General features: G+C 65.5%; 12 protein-coding genes and 1 pseudogene. 7 read left to right on the top strand and 6 right to left on the bottom strand.

Going from position 1 to position 15795, the window contains the following annotated elements; translation table 11 throughout:
* Window positions 1–50: 50 nt before the first annotated feature.
* The 5 genes and pseudogenes from pip (at window position 51) to infB (ending at window position 6525) form a co-directional block, all read left to right on the top strand.
* Window positions 51–1022, top strand: coding sequence for a prolyl aminopeptidase (pip, locus tag LY44_RS13560; protein WP_055211132.1), 972 nt, complete (start codon window positions 51–53; stop codon window positions 1020–1022).
* A 136-nt stretch (window positions 1023–1158) separates the two neighbouring features.
* Window positions 1159–1758: a ribosome maturation factor RimP gene (rimP, locus tag LY44_RS13565; RefSeq protein WP_055211130.1), complete on the top strand. Its 600-nt coding sequence runs from the start codon at window positions 1159–1161 to the stop codon at window positions 1756–1758.
* 3 nt (window positions 1759–1761) lie between these two features.
* Window positions 1762–3372, top strand: a pseudogene (gene nusA, locus LY44_RS13570) (transcription termination factor NusA).
* A gap of 1 nt (window position 3373) precedes the next feature.
* A complete protein-coding gene (locus LY44_RS13575; protein WP_055211128.1) occupies window positions 3374–4003 on the top strand; it encodes an RNA-binding protein in 630 nt (209 codons plus the stop codon).
* The gene (gene infB, locus LY44_RS13580; protein ID WP_055211126.1) at window positions 4000–6525 is read left to right on the top strand and encodes a translation initiation factor IF-2; all 2526 of its coding nucleotides are present in this window, start codon (window positions 4000–4002) and stop codon (window positions 6523–6525) included. The genes LY44_RS13575 and infB overlap by 4 nt, the downstream gene beginning before the upstream one ends.
* An 81-nt stretch (window positions 6526–6606) precedes the next feature.
* On the opposite strand, the gene LY44_RS18030 is transcribed toward infB, so the two are convergent.
* From LY44_RS18030 to LY44_RS13595, 4 genes are all read right to left on the bottom strand, one after another.
* On the bottom strand, window positions 6607–6744 hold the full coding sequence (locus LY44_RS18030) for a hypothetical protein (RefSeq protein ID WP_013065963.1): 138 nt from the start codon (window positions 6742–6744) through the stop codon (window positions 6607–6609).
* A 172-nt stretch (window positions 6745–6916) separates the two neighbouring features.
* Window positions 6917–7354 (bottom strand): (deoxy)nucleoside triphosphate pyrophosphohydrolase, encoded by a 438-nt coding sequence (locus tag LY44_RS13585; protein ID WP_055211124.1) that lies wholly within the window; start codon window positions 7352–7354, stop codon window positions 6917–6919.
* A complete protein-coding gene (gene argJ, locus LY44_RS13590; protein WP_223230720.1) occupies window positions 7351–8817 on the bottom strand; it encodes a bifunctional glutamate N-acetyltransferase/amino-acid acetyltransferase ArgJ in 1467 nt (488 codons plus the stop codon). The genes LY44_RS13585 and argJ overlap by 4 nt, the downstream gene beginning before the upstream one ends.
* 27 nt (window positions 8818–8844) lie before the next feature.
* A complete protein-coding gene (locus tag LY44_RS13595; protein WP_055209073.1) occupies window positions 8845–9714 on the bottom strand; it encodes a peptidylprolyl isomerase in 870 nt (289 codons plus the stop codon).
* 183 nt (window positions 9715–9897) lie between these two features.
* On the opposite strand from LY44_RS13595, the gene secA reads away from it, so the two are divergent.
* Both secA and LY44_RS13605 read left to right on the top strand, forming a co-directional pair.
* Window positions 9898–12612 carry a preprotein translocase subunit SecA gene (gene secA, locus LY44_RS13600; RefSeq protein ID WP_055209074.1) on the top strand — a complete coding sequence of 905 codons (2715 nt, stop codon included), beginning with the start codon at window positions 9898–9900 and terminating at the stop codon, window positions 12610–12612.
* A 196-nt stretch (window positions 12613–12808) separates the two neighbouring features.
* Window positions 12809–13735 carry a hypothetical protein gene (locus LY44_RS13605; protein ID WP_055209075.1) on the top strand — a complete coding sequence of 309 codons (927 nt, stop codon included), beginning with the start codon at window positions 12809–12811 and terminating at the stop codon, window positions 13733–13735.
* On the opposite strand, the gene radC is transcribed toward LY44_RS13605, so the two are convergent.
* Together radC and dnaJ are read right to left on the bottom strand one after the other, a co-directional pair.
* Window positions 13732–14496, bottom strand: a complete 765-nt coding sequence (gene radC, locus LY44_RS13610; RefSeq protein WP_055209076.1) for a RadC family protein — start codon at window positions 14494–14496, stop codon at window positions 13732–13734. The two genes, LY44_RS13605 and radC, sit on opposite strands and share 4 nt — an antisense overlap.
* A gap of 104 nt (window positions 14497–14600) precedes the next feature.
* Window positions 14601–15755, bottom strand: a complete 1155-nt coding sequence (gene dnaJ / locus LY44_RS13615) for a molecular chaperone DnaJ (protein ID WP_055209077.1) — start codon at window positions 15753–15755, stop codon at window positions 14601–14603.
* Window positions 15756–15795 lie beyond the last annotated feature (40 nt).

Consider the following 15795-nt stretch of genomic DNA (forward strand, 5'->3'; position numbering starts at 1 on the left):
TTGGGTTGCGCCCCATGGCGGGGGCGGTCGAGCCGTTATATAGTGCAGTCATGGACAAGAACGCAGGGCAAAAGCGCACGGCAAGCGCCTTTCTCTATCCGCCGGTCGAGCCTTTCGATCAGCGGATGATCGACGTCGGTTTCGGCCATCAGATCTATGTCGAGCAATCGGGCAATCCGCGCGGGCGGCCGGTCGTGGTCTGTCACGGCGGCCCGGGGGGCGGCTGCAGCCCGGCGATGCGGCGCTATTTCGACCCGCGGCATTACCGCATCGTGCTGTTTGACCAGCGCGGCTGCGGGCTGTCGAAGCCGCATGCCTCGGTGGGCCACAACACCACCTGGGATCTGATCGCCGACATGGAGCGGATCCGCACCGAGCTGGGCATTTCCTCCTGGATCGTCTTTGGCGGCAGCTGGGGGGCGACGCTGTCGCTGCTTTACGCCCAGACCTATCCCGACCGGGTCGAGGCGCTGGTGCTGCGCGGCGTGTTCCTGGCGCTGAAATCGGAGCTTGATTGGTTCTATGGCGGCGGCGCCGGGCAGTTCTTCCCGGATCTGTGGACGCAGTTCATCGCCCCCATCCCCGAGGGCGAGCGCGGCGATCTGATCGCCGCCTATCACAAGCGGCTGTTTTCCGGCGATTACCTGCAGGAGGCCCGCTTTGCCCGACATTGGGCGATGTGGGAAAATGCGCTCGCCTCGGTCGATTACGACGGCTTCCCGGGCGAATCGCCGCCCGATTACGCCCATGCCTTCGCGCGGCTGGAAAACCACTTCTTCCTGAACCGCGCCTTCCTTGAGGTTGATGGCCAGATCCTGCGCGACCGTCCGCTGATCGAACATATCCCGACGGTGATCGTGCAGGGGCGGATGGACATGATCTGCCCGCCGATCTCGGCCTGGCGGCTGGCGCATGGCTGGAAGACATGCGAGCTGCGCCTCGTGCCCGCCGCGGGCCATGCGCTCAGCGAGCCCGGGATCACCGCCGGCCTTGTCGCGGTGATGGACCGGATGCGGGGCTGAGCCCAGAGAAAGCTTGCAACATGAGGGCGATTCGCCTATACGCAATGCAACAGCGGCGTTTCAGGGTCCAAACCTGAAGCCCACCGGATCCATGTCACGGGCCGCTCGGGCCCGTTTTTTGTTTTCAGGGATCGGAATGACCGACCTCATCGCCAAGACCGGTATCGACCGGCGTATCGCCGACATCGTCGGCCCCACCATCGAAGGCCTCGGCTTCGAGCTGGTCCGCATCCGCATGCAGGGCGGACGGCATCCGCTGTTGCAGATCATGGCCGACCGGCCCGAGGGCGGGATCGACGTCGACGATTGCGGCGCGATCTCGACCGCGGTTTCCGCCGTGCTCGACGTCGAAGACCCGATCGAGGAAAAATACACGCTGGAAGTGTCTTCGCCCGGGATCGACCGTCCGCTGACCCGGATGAAGGATTTCGACGTCTGGGAGGGCTACGAGGCCCGGATCGAGACCGACGAACAGATCGACGGGCGCAAGCGTTTCAAGGGCATCCTGCGCGGCACCGAAGCCGATGAAGTGCTGATCGAGATCGAAAACCAGGGCGAACAGGTCACCATCGGCCTGAAATTCGACTGGCTTGCCGATGCGAAGCTGATCCTGACCGACGAGCTGATCGCCGAGATGCTGCGCCAGCGCAAAGCGGCGGGCATCATTGACGAAGACCAGTTCGACGAGATCCAAACCGAAGACGACGACCAGACTTCCCCCGACGAGGAGACCTGACAGATGGCAATCACCTCTGCCAACCAGCTCGAGCTTTTGCAGACCGCCGAGGCGGTGGCCCGCGAGAAGATGATCGACCCCGATCTGGTGATCCAGGCGATGGAAGACAGTCTCGCCCGGGCGGCGAAGTCGCGCTATGGCTCGGAAATGGACATCCGCGTGAAGATCGACCGCAAGACCGGTCGCGCCAGCTTCACCCGGGTCCGCACCGTCGTCGAAGATGAGGCCGTCGAGAATTACCAGGCGCAGCTGACCGTTGCGCAGGCGAAGCAATACAAGACCAATCCGCAGCTCGGCGACGAGATCGTCGACGAGGTTCCCCCGGTCGATCTGGGCCGGATCGCGGCGCAATCGGCGAAACAGGTGATCTTGCAGAAGGTCCGCGAGGCCGAGCGCGATCGTCAATATGACGAATTCAAGGATCGCAAGGGCACGATCCTCAACGGCGTCGTCAAGCGCGAGGAATACGGCAACATCATCGTCGACATCGGTCGCGGCGAGGCCATCCTGCGCCGCAACGAAAAGATCGGCCGTGAAAGCTATCGCCCGAACGACCGCATCCGCGCCTATGTCAAGGACGTCCGCCGCGAGACCCGGGGCCCGCAGGTCTTCCTGAGCCGCACCGATCCGCAGTTCATGGCGGAACTGTTCAAGATGGAAGTGCCGGAGATTTATGACGGCATCATCGAGATCAAGGCCGTGGCCCGTGACCCGGGGTCGCGCGCGAAGATCGCGGTGATCTCGAACGACAATTCGATCGACCCGGTCGGCGCCTGTGTCGGTATGCGCGGGAGCCGCGTGCAGGCCGTGGTGGGCGAGCTGCAGGGCGAAAAGATCGACATCATTCCGTGGAACGCCGATGCGGCCACTTTCCTTGTGAACGCGCTGCAACCGGCCGAAGTCGCCAAGGTGGTGATCGACGAGGAAGCGGGCAAGATCGAAGTGGTGGTGCCCGATGAGCAGCTGTCGCTGGCCATCGGCCGTCGCGGGCAGAACGTGCGGCTGGCCAGCCAGCTCACCGGTCTTGATATCGACATCCTGACCGAGGCCGAGGAATCGTCGCGTCGTCAGGCCGAATTCGCCGAGCGGACCAAGCTCTTTGTTGATGCGCTGGATCTGGACGAATTCTTTGCCCAGCTGCTGGTCGCCGAGGGCTTCACCAATCTGGAAGAAGTCGCCTATGTCGATCTGGATGAGCTGCTGTCGATCGAAGGTGTCGATGACGGCACCGCCGAGGAATTGCAGGCCCGCGCCCGCGACTATATCGAGGCGCAGAACGCCAAGGCGATCGCCGCGGCCAAGGAACTGGGCGTCGAGGACTCGCTGTTCAATTTCGAAGGCCTGACGCCGCAGATGATCGAGGCGCTGGCCAAGGACGACGTCAAGACGCTGGAAGATTTCGCCACCTGCGCCGACTGGGAACTGGCTGGCGGCTGGACCACGGTGAACGGCGCCCGCGTCAAGGACGAAGGCATTCTCGAGTAATTCGGCATGAGCCTCGAAGATGCGCAAAAGCTGATCATGACGGCGCGGATCCAGCTGGGCTGGGTCGATATTTCGGAACTTGAAGCCGAAGACGCGACCGACACCGACGAAGACGAAACCGAGGAATGAGATGAGCCGCGGCGGCAAGGACAAGGACAGCGAAGACCCCGAACGGCGCTGCATCGTCACCGGCGATGTCGGGCCGAAGGTTGGCCTTGTGCGGTTCGTCCTTGGCCCCGACGGCATGATCTACCCGGATCTGGCCGAAAAGCTTCCCGGCCGGGGCATCTGGGTGACTTCGGACCGCGCCGTGCTGGAAAAGGCGGTCGCGAAGGGGCTCTTTGCCCGCGCCGCAAGGTCGCAGGTGAAGCTGCCCGAAGACCTGTGTCAGCTGGTTGAAGACGGGCTGGCGCAGCGGGTGGTCGAGCTGCTATCCTTGAGCCGGAAGACCGGACATGCGGTCTGCGGCTTCGAAAAGGTCAAGGGCTGGCTGGCGGATGGCAAGGCGAGGGTGCTGTTTCAGGCCTCGGACGGATCGGAACGCGGCAAGGGCAAGCTCTGGACACCGCCCGGCGGGCGCTGGTTCGGCTGCCTGACGGCCTCGGAAATGGGTTTGGCTTTTGGCCGCGACCATGCCATACACGGCGCGCTTGCGGCTGGGGGACTCACCCCGCGTGTAATCAGAGAAGCGGCAAGGCTTGCAGGTTTGCGCAAGCAGGACGGCGGCGATACCGCCATGAAGGATACGAAGACGGCATGAGCGATACGGACGGCAAAAAACCCCTCGGTCTTGGCGGCGCCCGCCCCGGTTCGGTGAAGCAGAGCTTCAGCCACGGACGCACGAAAAATGTGGTGGTCGAAACCAAGCGCAAGAAGGTGGTGGTGCCGAAACCCGGTTCGGCCCCTGCCAAACCGGCCGGTTCGCCCGCGCTGGGCGATCCCTCGCGGCGTCCTGCGGGCATCTCGGACGCCGAGATGGAGCGCCGTCTGCGGGCGCTGCAGGCCGCCCGGGTCCGCGAGGTCGAAGAGGCCGCGCAACGTGTCGCCGATGAAAAGGCCCGCGAGGAAGAACGCGAACGCCGCCGCGCCGAGGCCGAGGCCAAGGAACGCGAAGAGCGCGAACGCGAAGAGGCCCTGCGGCTGAAGGCCGAGGAAGAAGCGCGCAAGGCCCGCGAGGCCGAGCTGCGGGCGCAGAAAAAGGAAGAGGTCCGGGCGAAACCGGCCGCCAAGCCCACGCCGGCCGATCCGGCCGCGGCCGAGGCTGCCGCCGCACGCGCCGCGACCAAGGGTGTTTCGAACACCGGCCCGGGCAAGACCGACCGCGACCGCGACGACCGCAATGCCACCCCCGACCGCAACAGCAAGGCGGCCAAGGGCGGCGACGAGGGCCGTCGGTCCGGCAAGCTGAGCCTGTCGGACATCGAGGGCGAAGGCGGGCGTCAGCGCTCGCTTGCCGCGATGAAGCGCAAGCAGGAAAAGGCCCGGCAAAAGGCGATGGGCTTCGGCCAGAAAGCCGAAAAGATGGTCCGCGACGTGCAGTTGCCGGAAACCATCGTGGTCTCGGAACTGGCGATCCGGATGGCCGAACGCGTGGCCGACGTGATCAAGGCGCTGATGAAGATGGGCATGATGGTCACCGCGAACCAGGCGATCGACGCCGACACCGCGGAGCTGATCATCGAGGAATTCGGCCACCGTGCCGTGCGCGTCTCGGATGCGGACGTCGAACAGGTGATCGACACCGTCGAGGACAAGGCCGAAGACCTGCAATCGCGCCCGCCGATCATCACGATCATGGGCCATGTCGATCACGGCAAGACCTCGCTTCTGGACGCTATCCGCCACGCCAATGTGGTGTCGGGCGAAGCCGGCGGGATCACCCAGCACATCGGCGCCTATCAGGTGACGACGGAGACCGGGGCGGTTCTGACCTTCCTCGACACGCCCGGCCACGCCGCCTTCACCTCGATGCGCGCCCGCGGCGCGCAGGTGACGGATATCGTCGTGCTGGTGGTGGCCGCCGATGACGCGGTGATGCCGCAGACGATCGAGGCGATCAACCACGCCAAGGCCGCCAAGGTGCCGATGATCGTCGCGATCAACAAGATCGACAAGCATTCGGCCAATCCGCAAAAGGTGCGGACCGACCTGCTGCAGCACGAAGTCGTCGTCGAAGAGATGGGCGGCGAGGTGCAGACGGTCGAAGTGTCGGCCAAGACCGGCTTCGGGCTCGACAAGCTGCTGGAAGCGATCGCGCTGCAGGCGGAAATCCTCGAGCTTCAGGCCAACCCCGGCCGTGCGGCGCAAGGCGCGGTGATCGAAGCGAAACTTGACGTCGGCCGCGGTCCGGTGGCGACGGTTCTGGTGCAGCATGGCACGCTGAAACGCGGCGACATCTTTGTTGTCGGCGAGCAGTGGGGCAAGGTGCGGGCGCTGGTCAATGACAAGGGCGAGCGCGTCGACGAGGCCGGTCCCTCGGTTCCGGTCGAGGTTCTGGGCCTGAGCGGCACCCCGGAAGCGGGCGATGTGCTGAACGTGGTCGAGACCGAGGCGCAGGCGCGCGAGATCGCGGATTACCGCGAGAAAGCCGCCAAGGACAAGCGCGCCGCCGCCGGGGCCGCGACGACGCTGGAACAGCTGATGGCCAAAGCCAAGGCGGACGAGAACGTCTCGGAACTGCCGGTGCTGGTGAAGGCCGACGTGCAGGGCTCGGCCGAGGCCATCGCCCAGGCGCTGGAGAAGATCGGCAACGACGAGGTCCGCGTGCGGGTGCTGCATTCGGGCGTCGGCGCGATCACCGAAAGCGACGTCGGTCTGGCCGAGGCTTCGGGGGCGCCAGTGATCGGCTTCAACGTCCGGGCCAATGCGCCCGCCCGTGCGAGCGCGAACCAGAAGGGCGTCGAGATCCGCTATTACTCGATCATCTATGATCTGGTGGACGACATCAAAGCCGCCGCCTCGGGCCTGCTGAAAAACGAAGTGCGCGAGAATTTCATCGGCTATGCCGCGATCAAGGAGGTCTTCAAGGTCTCCGGCGTCGGCAAGGTCGCTGGCTGCCTTGTCACCGAAGGCGTGGCCCGCCGCTCGGCTGGCGTGCGCCTGCTGCGCGACAACGTGGTGATCCACGAAGGCACGCTGAAGACGCTCAAGCGCTTCAAGGACGAGGTCAAGGAAGTGCAATCCGGTCAGGAATGCGGCATGGCCTTCGAAAACTACGACGACGTCCGCGCGGGCGATGTCATCGAGATCTTCGAGCGCGAGGAGGTCGAGCGCAAGCTCTGACCTTTGTCGCCGCGGCGTGAACAGTGAAAAGGGGGGCGAAAGCCCCCCTTTTGCATGCCGTGAGTGGTCTGGCCCGGTGGATCAGGCGTTGTTGCGCATCACGGGCTTGCCCGCGAACAGCCGATCCCCAACCCGGACAACGATTTTTCCGTTTTCGAGCTGCGACTCGAACGTTCCCTGCACGGAGACGCAGCTGCCGACGACGATGGTGCGAAGCATGAGACATCCTCCCTAGAAATCTCGATTACAGCTTCAGCTTAGTCACGATTGCTTAACAAAGTGCAAACGAAAAAGTGCGCCAGAGGTGTCTTTTGGATAGTTTTGTTGCGGCATGTGGTGGCGTGACGCAGGAAAATTGCCGCATCGCGGAATTTTCGCTGCGCCTGCGCGGTCAGAGCCAGTCCTGCAACACCGGGATCAGCGGCTCGTCGGCGGGCGGCATCGGGTAGTCGCGCAGCCTTGCCGGGCTGACCCAGGCCAGTTTCTGCCCCTCGCGCGGCTGCGGCGTACCGGACCAGCGGCGGCAGGCGAAAAGCGGCATCAGCAGATGGAAGCTGTCGTAGCTGTGGCTGGCAAAGGTCAGCGGCGCCAGACAGCTGCCCCAGGTGTCGATGCCCAGCTCCTCGTGCAATTCGCGGATCAGCGCGGCCTCGGGGGTTTCCCCGGGCTCGACCTTGCCGCCCGGGAATTCCCAAAGCCCGGCCAGCGACTTGCCCTCGGGGCGCTGCGCCAGCAGCACCCGGCCATCGGGATCGATCAGCGCCACCGCACTGACCAGAACCACCCGCGCCGTCGTCGGCGCGGGCGAGGGACCGCAGGGCGAGGTCACGAGCGGTAATCCGCGTTGATGTCGATGTAGCGATGCGTCAGGTCGCAGGTGAAGACGGATTTCGCCGCCTTGCCCAGCCCCAGATCGATGCCGATCACCAGCTCCTGCCCCTTCATGTAGGCGGAGGCCGCTTCCTCGGAATAATCCGGCACGCGCCAGCCATTCTCGGCCAGAACCATGTCGCCGAAGGAAATCCGCAGCTTGTCGCGATCGGCCTTGGCGCCCGACTTGCCGACGGCGGCCACGACACGGCCCCAGTTCGCGTCTTCGCCGGCGATCGCGGTCTTGACCAGCGGCGAATTCGCCACCGCCATCGCGACCCTGTGCGCGTCATCGGCGCTGGCCGCCCCGCTGACCCGGATCTCGACGAATTTCGTCGCGCCCTCGCCATCGCGCACCACCTGCTGCGCCAGATCCAGCATCACGCCGCGCAGCGCCGCCTCGAAATCCTTGGCGGCGCGCGAGCGCAGATCGGTGATCTCGGCCGCGGCCGAGCGCCCGGTGGCGGCCAGGATCAGCGCATCCGAGGTCGAGGTGTCGCTGTCCACGGTGATCGCGTTGAACGTGTCATCGACATGCCGCGACAGCATTTTCTGCAGCAGTTTCGAGGGGATCTTCGCATCGGTGAACAGATAGACCAGCATCGTCGCCATGTTCGGCGCGATCATCCCCGAGCCCTTGGCGATGCCCGCGATGCGGATCAGCCCGCCGTCGCCCTGCACCTCGGCGCAGGCGCCCTTGGGGAAGGTGTCGGTGGTCATGATCGCCCGCGCGGCGGCTTCCATCCCGGCCGGGTCCAGCGCGGCGACAAGGCCGGGCACGGCGGCAACGATGCGCTCATGCGGCAGGGGCTCGCCGATCACCCCGGTGGACGACGAGAAGACCCGGTTGATCGGCAGATCCAGCGCCTCGGCCACGGCGCCGGTCACCGCATCGACCGAGGCCTGCCCGGCAGCGCCGGTGAAGGCATTGGCATTGCCCGAGTTCACCACGATCGCGGCACCGGTGCTTTCATCGACCGCGCCCGCCAGTTTCGCCTGGCAATCGAGCACGCAGGCGGCCCGGGTGGTGGAGGTGGTGAAGACGCCCGCGATCGTCGTGCCCGGCGCGATCTGCGCCAGCATCACATCGGTGCGGCCCGCATAGCGCACCCCCGCGGCGGCGGCGGCAAAGGACACGCCCGCGATCACCGGCAGGGCGGGGAAGGCGGCGGGGGCCAGCGGCGAGACCGGCGCCGCGGGCTTTGCCGCGGCGGCGGTCTCGGCTGCGGCGGTGGCCGCGGCCGTGGCGGCCGCCGTCGCGGCTTCGGCCACGCCCTCGCGCAGCGCCGAGGCGACCTCGGTCACTTCCTCGCGCAGCATCGCCACCGCATCCTCGGTGATCTCGCCCAGCTGCGAGCGCAGATCCTTCACCTTCGACTTCAGCTTGGCGATCTTGTCTTCGAGTTCGCGTTTCTTCGCCATCGTCTTCTCCCCCTCCATCCGCGGACCTTACTTGGCGCCGAAGAAATTCGGCGTCTTCAGCACCGCGGGATCGATCCCTTCGACACGCTTTTCGACCTTGGCCTTGGCCACGGTGTCATTCACCCGGTCCTGCACCGCCTGCTGCCGCAGATCGCCCGAAAGCTCCTCGGTCGCCTCCTCCAGCGTCGGCGCGGCGCCCAGACGGGTTTCCATCAGCTTGATCACATGCCAGCCATATTCGGTCTGCACCGGGCCCTTGATCTCGCCCGCCTTCATCGCGGCCACGGCCTCGGCAAAGGGCGGCACCATCGCGGTCAGATCGAACCAGCCCAGATCGCCGCCATTCGCCGCCGCGCCGTCTTGCGACTTCGCCTTGGCGACTTCGGCGAAATCGGCGCCGCCGTCGATTTCGGCCTTGATCGCCTTGGCCTCGGCTTCGGAGGCCACGATGATATGGGCGGCGTGATATTCGCGGCTGGGTTCGGCCTTGGCGAATTTCGTGTCATAGGCCGCTTTCAGCTTGTCGGGCGTCACCGCGCGCTCGGCGGTGTAATCGAGCAGCATCCCCGCCAGATAGGCACGGCGTTCGACCTCCAGCGCGATCTCGTCGCGGCGGGTCATCATGCCTTCGCCCACTTTCGAAAGCGCGGTCTGCTGGATCAGCTGATCGAGCACGCCGTTGAACAGCACCTCGTCGGGCAGCTGCTGATATTCCGCGGGCAGGCTGTTGCGGACGGACACCATCATGCCCAGCGTGATCTCGGTGCCGTCGACGATGGCGACGACGGTTTCCGGGCCGGGGGTCTTGCCCCCTTTGGCGGCATCCTGGGCCAGCGCCGGACCGGCCAGAAGCGCCATCACGGCGACAGATCCCAGAACGCGTGTGAAAATCGGCATCAAAGCCTCTCCCGCAGGGCCGCGGCACCCCGCGGCGTTGACACTCGGACGGCAGCCCCTTACATCGCCAAGGGTCCTGTGAAGGCCGTTTCGCCCTTATCCGCTTGCCGTTCTACGGGTGCGCGGCGGGTGCGACAAGACCGCATTTCACACGATTTGGTCAGACGAACCCGCGGAGAAAAAATGCTGGGCCTCGGTTACATTGGAAGAAAGCTCTTCGGCACGCCCAACGACCGCAAGGTCAAGCGCACGCGTCCGCTGGTGGCGAAGATCAACGCGCTGGAACCGGCCTTCGAAAAGCTCTCCGATGCCGAGATCGTGGCGAAAACCCGCGAGCTGCAACACCGCGCGCAAGCGGGCGAAAGCCTCGATGCGCTGCTGGTCGAGGCCTTTGCCAATTGCCGCGAGGCCGCGCGCCGGGCGCTTGGCCTGCGCGCCTTCGACACCCAGCTGATGGGCGGGATCTTCCTGCATCAGGGCAACATTGCGGAAATGAAGACCGGCGAGGGCAAGACCCTTGTCGCCACCTTTCCGGCCTATCTGAACGCGCTGGCGGGCAAGGGCGTGCATATCGTCACGGTGAACGATTATCTGGCCCGGCGCGACTCGGAATGGATGGGCAAGGTCTATCGCCATCTGGGTCTGACCTGCGGCGTCGTCTATCCGTTCCAGCCCGATGATGAAAAACGCGCTGCCTATGGTGCCGACATCACCTATGCGACGAACAACGAGCTGGGCTTCGATTATCTGCGCGACAACATGAAATCCTCGGTCGCGGAAATGTATCAGCGCGATCACTTCTTCGCCATCGTCGACGAGGTGGACAGCATCCTGATCGACGAGGCGCGCACGCCGCTGATCATCTCGGGCCCGTCGCAGGACCGGTCCGACATGTATCGCACGCTCGATGCCTATATCCCGTTCCTGACCGAAGAGCATTACAAGCTCGACGAGAAACAGCGCAACGCCACCTTCACCGAGGAAGGCAACGAGTTTCTGGAACAGAAGCTTCAGGCCGATGGCCTCCTGCCCGAGGGCCAGTCGCTTTACGACCCGGAAAGCACGACGATCGTGCATCACATCGGCCAGGCTTTGCGGGCGCACAAGCTGTTCTTCAAGGATCAGAACTATGTCGTCACCGATGACGAGATCGTCTTGATCGACGAATTCACCGGCCGGATGATGAAGGGCCGCCGTCTGTCCGACGGTCTGCATCAGGCGATCGAGGCGAAGGAACGGGTGACGATCCAGCCCGAAAACGTCACGCTGGCCTCGGTGACCTTCCAGAACTACTTCCGGCTTTACGAGAAACTGGCGGGGATGACCGGCACCGCGGTGACCGAGGCCGAGGAATTCGGCGACATCTACAAGCTGGGCGTGGTCGAAGTGCCGACGAACCGCCCGGTGGCGCGGAAAGACGAACACGACCGCGTCTATCGCACCGCCAAGGAAAAATATGCCGCGGTGATCGAGGCGATCAAGACCGCGCATGAAAAGGGCCAGCCGACGCTGGTTGGCACCACCTCGATCGAGAAATCCGAGATGCTCTCGGAGATGCTCAAGGCCGAGGGGCTGCCGCATAACGTGCTCAACGCGCGGCAGCACGAGCAGGAGGCGCAGATCGTCGCCGATGCGGGGCGTCTGGGCGCGATCACCATTGCGACGAACATGGCCGGGCGCGGCACCGACATTCAGCTCGGCGGCAATGTCGAGATGAAGGTGCAAGAAGAGATCGCCGCCAATCCCGAGGCCGCCCCCGAAGAGATCCGCGCCCGGATCGAGGCGGAACATGCCGCCGAAAAGCAGAAGGTGATCGAGGCCGGGGGTCTTTTCGTTCTGGCCACCGAACGCCATGAAAGCCGCCGGATCGACAACCAGCTGCGCGGCCGCTCGGGCCGTCAGGGCGACCCGGGGCGGTCCTTGTTCTTCCTGTCGCTCGAAGACGATCTGATGCGGATCTTCGGCTCGGACCGGCTGGAAGGCGTGTTGTCGAAACTGGGCATGAAGGAAGGCGAGGCGATCATCCACCCCTGGGTGAACAAGTCGCTGGAACGGGCGCAGGCCAAGGTCGAGGGGCGCAACTTCGACTGGCGCAAGCAACTGCTGAAATTCGACGACGTGATGAACGACCAGCGCAAGGCGGTCTTTGGCCAGCGCCGTGAGATCATGGAAACCGACGAGATTTCCGAGATCGTCGCCGACATGCGCCAGCAGGTGATCGACGATCTGATCGACGATTTCGCGCCGCCGAAAAGCTACGTCGATCAATGGGATATCGAGGGGATGCGGGCGGCGTTCATCGACCATGCCGGGGTTGATCTGCCGCTGGCGGACTGGGCGGCCGAAGAGGGCGTCGATCAGGACGTGCTGCGCGAACGGGTGACGGCGGCGCTTGATGCGGTGATGGCGCAAAAGACCGAGGCTTTCGGCGCCGAGACGATGCGGGTGATCGAAAAGCAGATCCTGTTGCAGACGATCGACGCGAAATGGCGCGAGCATCTGGTGACGCTCGAACATCTGCGCTCGGTCGTGGGCTTTCGCGGCTATGCGCAGCGCGATCCGCTGTCGGAATACAAGACCGAGTCGTTCCAGCTGTTCGAGAGCATGCTCGACAGCCTGCGCTACGAGGTGACGAAGCGTCTGGGCCAGATCCGTCCGATGAGCGACGAGGAACGCGCCGAGATGCTGCGCCAGCAGGCCGCCGCCCTTGCCGCGGCCGAGGGGGCTGCCGATCCGGCCGAGGCCCCGGCGCCGCAACCGGCGGCTCAGGTGGCGCTTGCCGCCGCGCCGGGATTTGTCGAATCGGATCCCTCGACCTGGGGCGAGCCCTCGCGCAATGACCCCTGCCCCTGCGGCTCGGGCGAGAAGTTCAAACATTGCCACGGCCGTCTGGCCTGAAACAAAGGCGCTGAAATAAGGCGGCGGCGCGGGGCTTTCCGCGCCGCCGTTTTCATTATCCTGTTGATCTGTTTGTGTTTTTGTGAAAATTGCCTGTCGGGGGCACGTTTCCCTTTTGGAAACCGTGCCGCAGTCCGGCCCAAGCTTTGCCGAGATCTCGCGTTAACCTTTTGGCAGGAAGCAGGAGGATCCGGGCATGAAACCGATTCACAAGATTGCCATGGTCTGCACCACTTTCGTTCTGGCGGCGGCCACCGGGCATGTCATGCAGACGGCGGCGCCAGAGGGGATGCGCGCTGAACTCTCGCAGCCGGTGACGGCCGCGGTGATGCCGGGTGCCCGGGGACATCTGGCTGCGCCTGCGCCCGCGCTGTCCCCGCCGCGGCTGGCGGTGCCCACGATGCGCCGTCCGGCGATGGAACCCGCCCTTGGCCCGCTGCCGCAGGACACCGGGGCCGCGCCGGCCGGATGTGCCGCGCCGCAGCTGCAGGCCGAGCTTGCCGCCGGGGCCTCGGTCCGGCTGACCGTCCTTGCGCCCTGTCACCCCGGCGCGCTGACCGAGATCCGCCACGCGGGGCTGCGCCTGCCGATCCGGCTCTCGGATCAGGGCGGCTGGAGCGGTCCGGTTCCGGCCTTTGCGGAACAGGCGGTGTTTCAACTGGGCCTGCCGGGGGGCGGGACCGCGCCGCAGGTGGCGCTTGCCGTGCCGACGCTGCCGACGGTGCAGCGCATTGCGGTGAGCCTGGCGTCCGAGAGCGGGGCGCAGCTGCACGGCTATGACTATCGCGCCGCGCCCGGTTCGATCGGCGATGTCTCGGCGGCGACGCCGCGCGTGGCCGAAACGCGTCTTGGCGGTTGGGTCAGCAGCTTCAACCCGCCCGGTGCCGCGCAGGCGGTGCAGATCTATTCCGCCCCGGCCGCGATGTCGGATCTTCGGCTGGTGCTGGAAGCGCCGGTGACGCCCGAAAGCTGCGGCAAGGATCTGCAGGGGACGGTGCTGCGCCAGCTTGGCAAGGCGACCGATCAGGCGCAGCTGTCGCTGGCGATGCCCGATTGCGGTGATGGCGACGGCGCGGTGATGATGCCGCTGCCCGGCTTCCCGCTGGCCGTGGCGGCGAATTAAAGCAGCCCCTCGGCACGAAAGCTGAGTTCGCGGCCCTTGCCGATCACCAGATGGTCATGCAGCACCAGCCCCAAGGCCTCGGCGGCGTGACGGATCTGGTCGGTCATCGCGATGTCCGCCTGCGACGGCGTCGGATCGCCCGAGGGGTGATTGTGCACCAGAATCAGCGCCGAGGCGTCCAGTTCCAGCGCCCGTTTCACCACCTCGCGCGGATAGACCGGCACATGATCGACCGTGCCGCGCGCCTGTTCCTCGTCGGCGATCAGCAGGTTCTTGCGGTCGAGGAACAGCACCCGGAATTGTTCCGTCGACCGATGCGCCATCGCGGTGTGGCAGTAATCAAGCAGCGCCTGCCAGGACGACAGCACCGGCCGTTGCAGCACCCGCGAGCGCGCCAGCCGTTGCGCCGCCGCCTCGACGATCTTCAGCTCCTGCACCACGGCGTCACCTACGCCGGTGACCTCGGTCAGCCGCGCGGGCGGCGCCGCCAGCACATGGCCGAAACTGCCGAAGACCTCGAGCAGCCGCCGCGCCAAGGGCTTCACATCCTGCCGCGGCAGGGCGCGAAACAGGATCAGCTCCAGAAGCTCGTAATCGGGCATGGCCTCGGCGCCGCCCGTCATGAAGCGTTCCCGCAACCGCTTGCGGTGATCGGTGATGTAAGAGGGCAGCCGGTCGGAAGAGACGACAACCGGCTGCGCCTCGTCAAGATCTCCGAAAAGCGTCGGCCCTTCGGCAAAGCTGGAGGTTCGGGTCTTCATGCCCCCAGCTTGCGCCGTCATGGTAAATAAAGTGTTAACGCTTTTCCTGATCCAAATACGCAAAAGGGCGCCCGCAGGCGCCCCCTTATCCCCTTTTCAGGCAATCAGCCCTTCATCCCGTCCCAGAAGCTCTTCACCTTCTGAAAGAAGGACGCCCCCTCGGGGTTGTTCTCGGCCTGGATGCGCTGGAACTCATCCAGCAGCTCCTTTTGCCGCGCGGTCAGGTTCACCGGCGTTTCCACGGCCAGTTCGATCACCATGTCGCCGATGCCGCCGCCGCGCAGGGCGGGCATGCCCTTGCCGCGCAGACGCATCTGCCGACCGGATTGGCTGCCCACCGGCACCTTGACCTTCGATCGTCCGCCATCGATCGTCGGCACCTCGACCTCGCCGCCCAGCGCCGCCGAGACCATGCTGACCGGCACCCGGCAGAACAGGTTCACCCCGTCGCGCTGGAAGATCGCATGCTCGCGCACCTCGATGAAGATATAAAGGTCGCCCGAGGGGCCGCCGCGCATCCCGGCCTCGCCCTCGCCCGCCAGACGGATCCGCGTGCCGGTTTCCACCCCCGCGGGGATGTTCACGGACAGCGTCCGTTCCTTCTCGATCCGGCCCGAACCGTGGCAGACGCGGCAGGGGTTCTTCACCACCTGACCCTGCCCGCCACAGGTGGGGCAGGTGCGTTCGACGGTGAAAAAGCCGTTCTGCGCCCGCACCTTGCCCAGACCCGAACAGGTCGGACAGGTTTGCGGTTCCGCGCCGCCCTCGGCCCCCGTGCCGTTGCAAGATCCGCAAGCGGCCGAGCCCGGAACGGTGATCGTCTTCTGCGCGCCCTTGAACGCCTCTTCCAGCGTCACCCGCATGTTGTAGCGCAGGTCCGAGCCGCGCGTCGCCCGCGACCGGCCACCGCCGCCCGGGCCGCCGCGCCCGCCCATGAAATCGCCGAACAGATCCTCGAACACATCCGAGAAAGCCGAGGAGAAATCCGCGCCCTGACCATAAGGCCCGCGCGGACCGCCGCCGCCCATGCCGCCCTCGAAAGCCGCGTGACCATAGCGGTCATAGGCGGCCTTCTTGTCGCCATCCTTCAGCACGTCATAGGCTTCGTTCACTTCCTTGAACTGGGCCTCGGCCTGCGGATTGTCCTGATTGCGGTCGGGGTGCAGTTCCTTCGCCTTGCTGCGATAGGCCTTCTTGATCTCCTCGGCCGAGGCGCCCCTGGACACCCCCAGAACCTCGTAGAAATCACGCTTCGCCATTGGAAAGCCCCACTGCGAGAACACGGAAGCGAGCCCCAAG

The sequence above is a fragment of the Rhodobacter capsulatus genome (assembly GCF_003254295.1).
In the GTDB taxonomy this organism is placed as follows: Bacteria; Pseudomonadota; Alphaproteobacteria; order Rhodobacterales; family Rhodobacteraceae; genus Rhodobacter; species Rhodobacter capsulatus.

What these genes read in the sequence shown, in the direction of transcription:
- pip (WP_055211132.1), top strand. Translation starts at nt 51, where the DNA reads ATGGACAAGAACGCAGGGCAAAAGCGCACGGCAAGCGCCTTTCTCTAT.
- rimP (WP_055211130.1), top strand. Translation starts at nt 1,159, where the DNA reads ATGACCGACCTCATCGCCAAGACCGGTATCGACCGGCGTATCGCCGAC.
- LY44_RS13575 (WP_055211128.1), top strand. Translation starts at nt 3,374, where the DNA reads ATGAGCCGCGGCGGCAAGGACAAGGACAGCGAAGACCCCGAACGGCGC.
- infB (WP_055211126.1), top strand. Translation starts at nt 4,000, where the DNA reads ATGAGCGATACGGACGGCAAAAAACCCCTCGGTCTTGGCGGCGCCCGC.
- LY44_RS18030 (WP_013065963.1), bottom strand. Translation starts at nt 6,744, where the DNA reads ATGCTTCGCACCATCGTCGTCGGCAGCTGCGTCTCCGTGCAGGGAACG.
- argJ (WP_223230720.1), bottom strand. Translation starts at nt 8,817, where the DNA reads ATGGCGAAGAAACGCGAACTCGAAGACAAGATCGCCAAGCTGAAGTCG.
- LY44_RS13595 (WP_055209073.1), bottom strand. Translation starts at nt 9,714, where the DNA reads ATGCCGATTTTCACACGCGTTCTGGGATCTGTCGCCGTGATGGCGCTT.
- secA (WP_055209074.1), top strand. Translation starts at nt 9,898, where the DNA reads ATGCTGGGCCTCGGTTACATTGGAAGAAAGCTCTTCGGCACGCCCAAC.
- LY44_RS13605 (WP_055209075.1), top strand. Translation starts at nt 12,809, where the DNA reads ATGAAACCGATTCACAAGATTGCCATGGTCTGCACCACTTTCGTTCTG.
- radC (WP_055209076.1), bottom strand. Translation starts at nt 14,496, where the DNA reads ATGAAGACCCGAACCTCCAGCTTTGCCGAAGGGCCGACGCTTTTCGGA.
- dnaJ (WP_055209077.1), bottom strand. Translation starts at nt 15,755, where the DNA reads ATGGCGAAGCGTGATTTCTACGAGGTTCTGGGGGTGTCCAGGGGCGCC.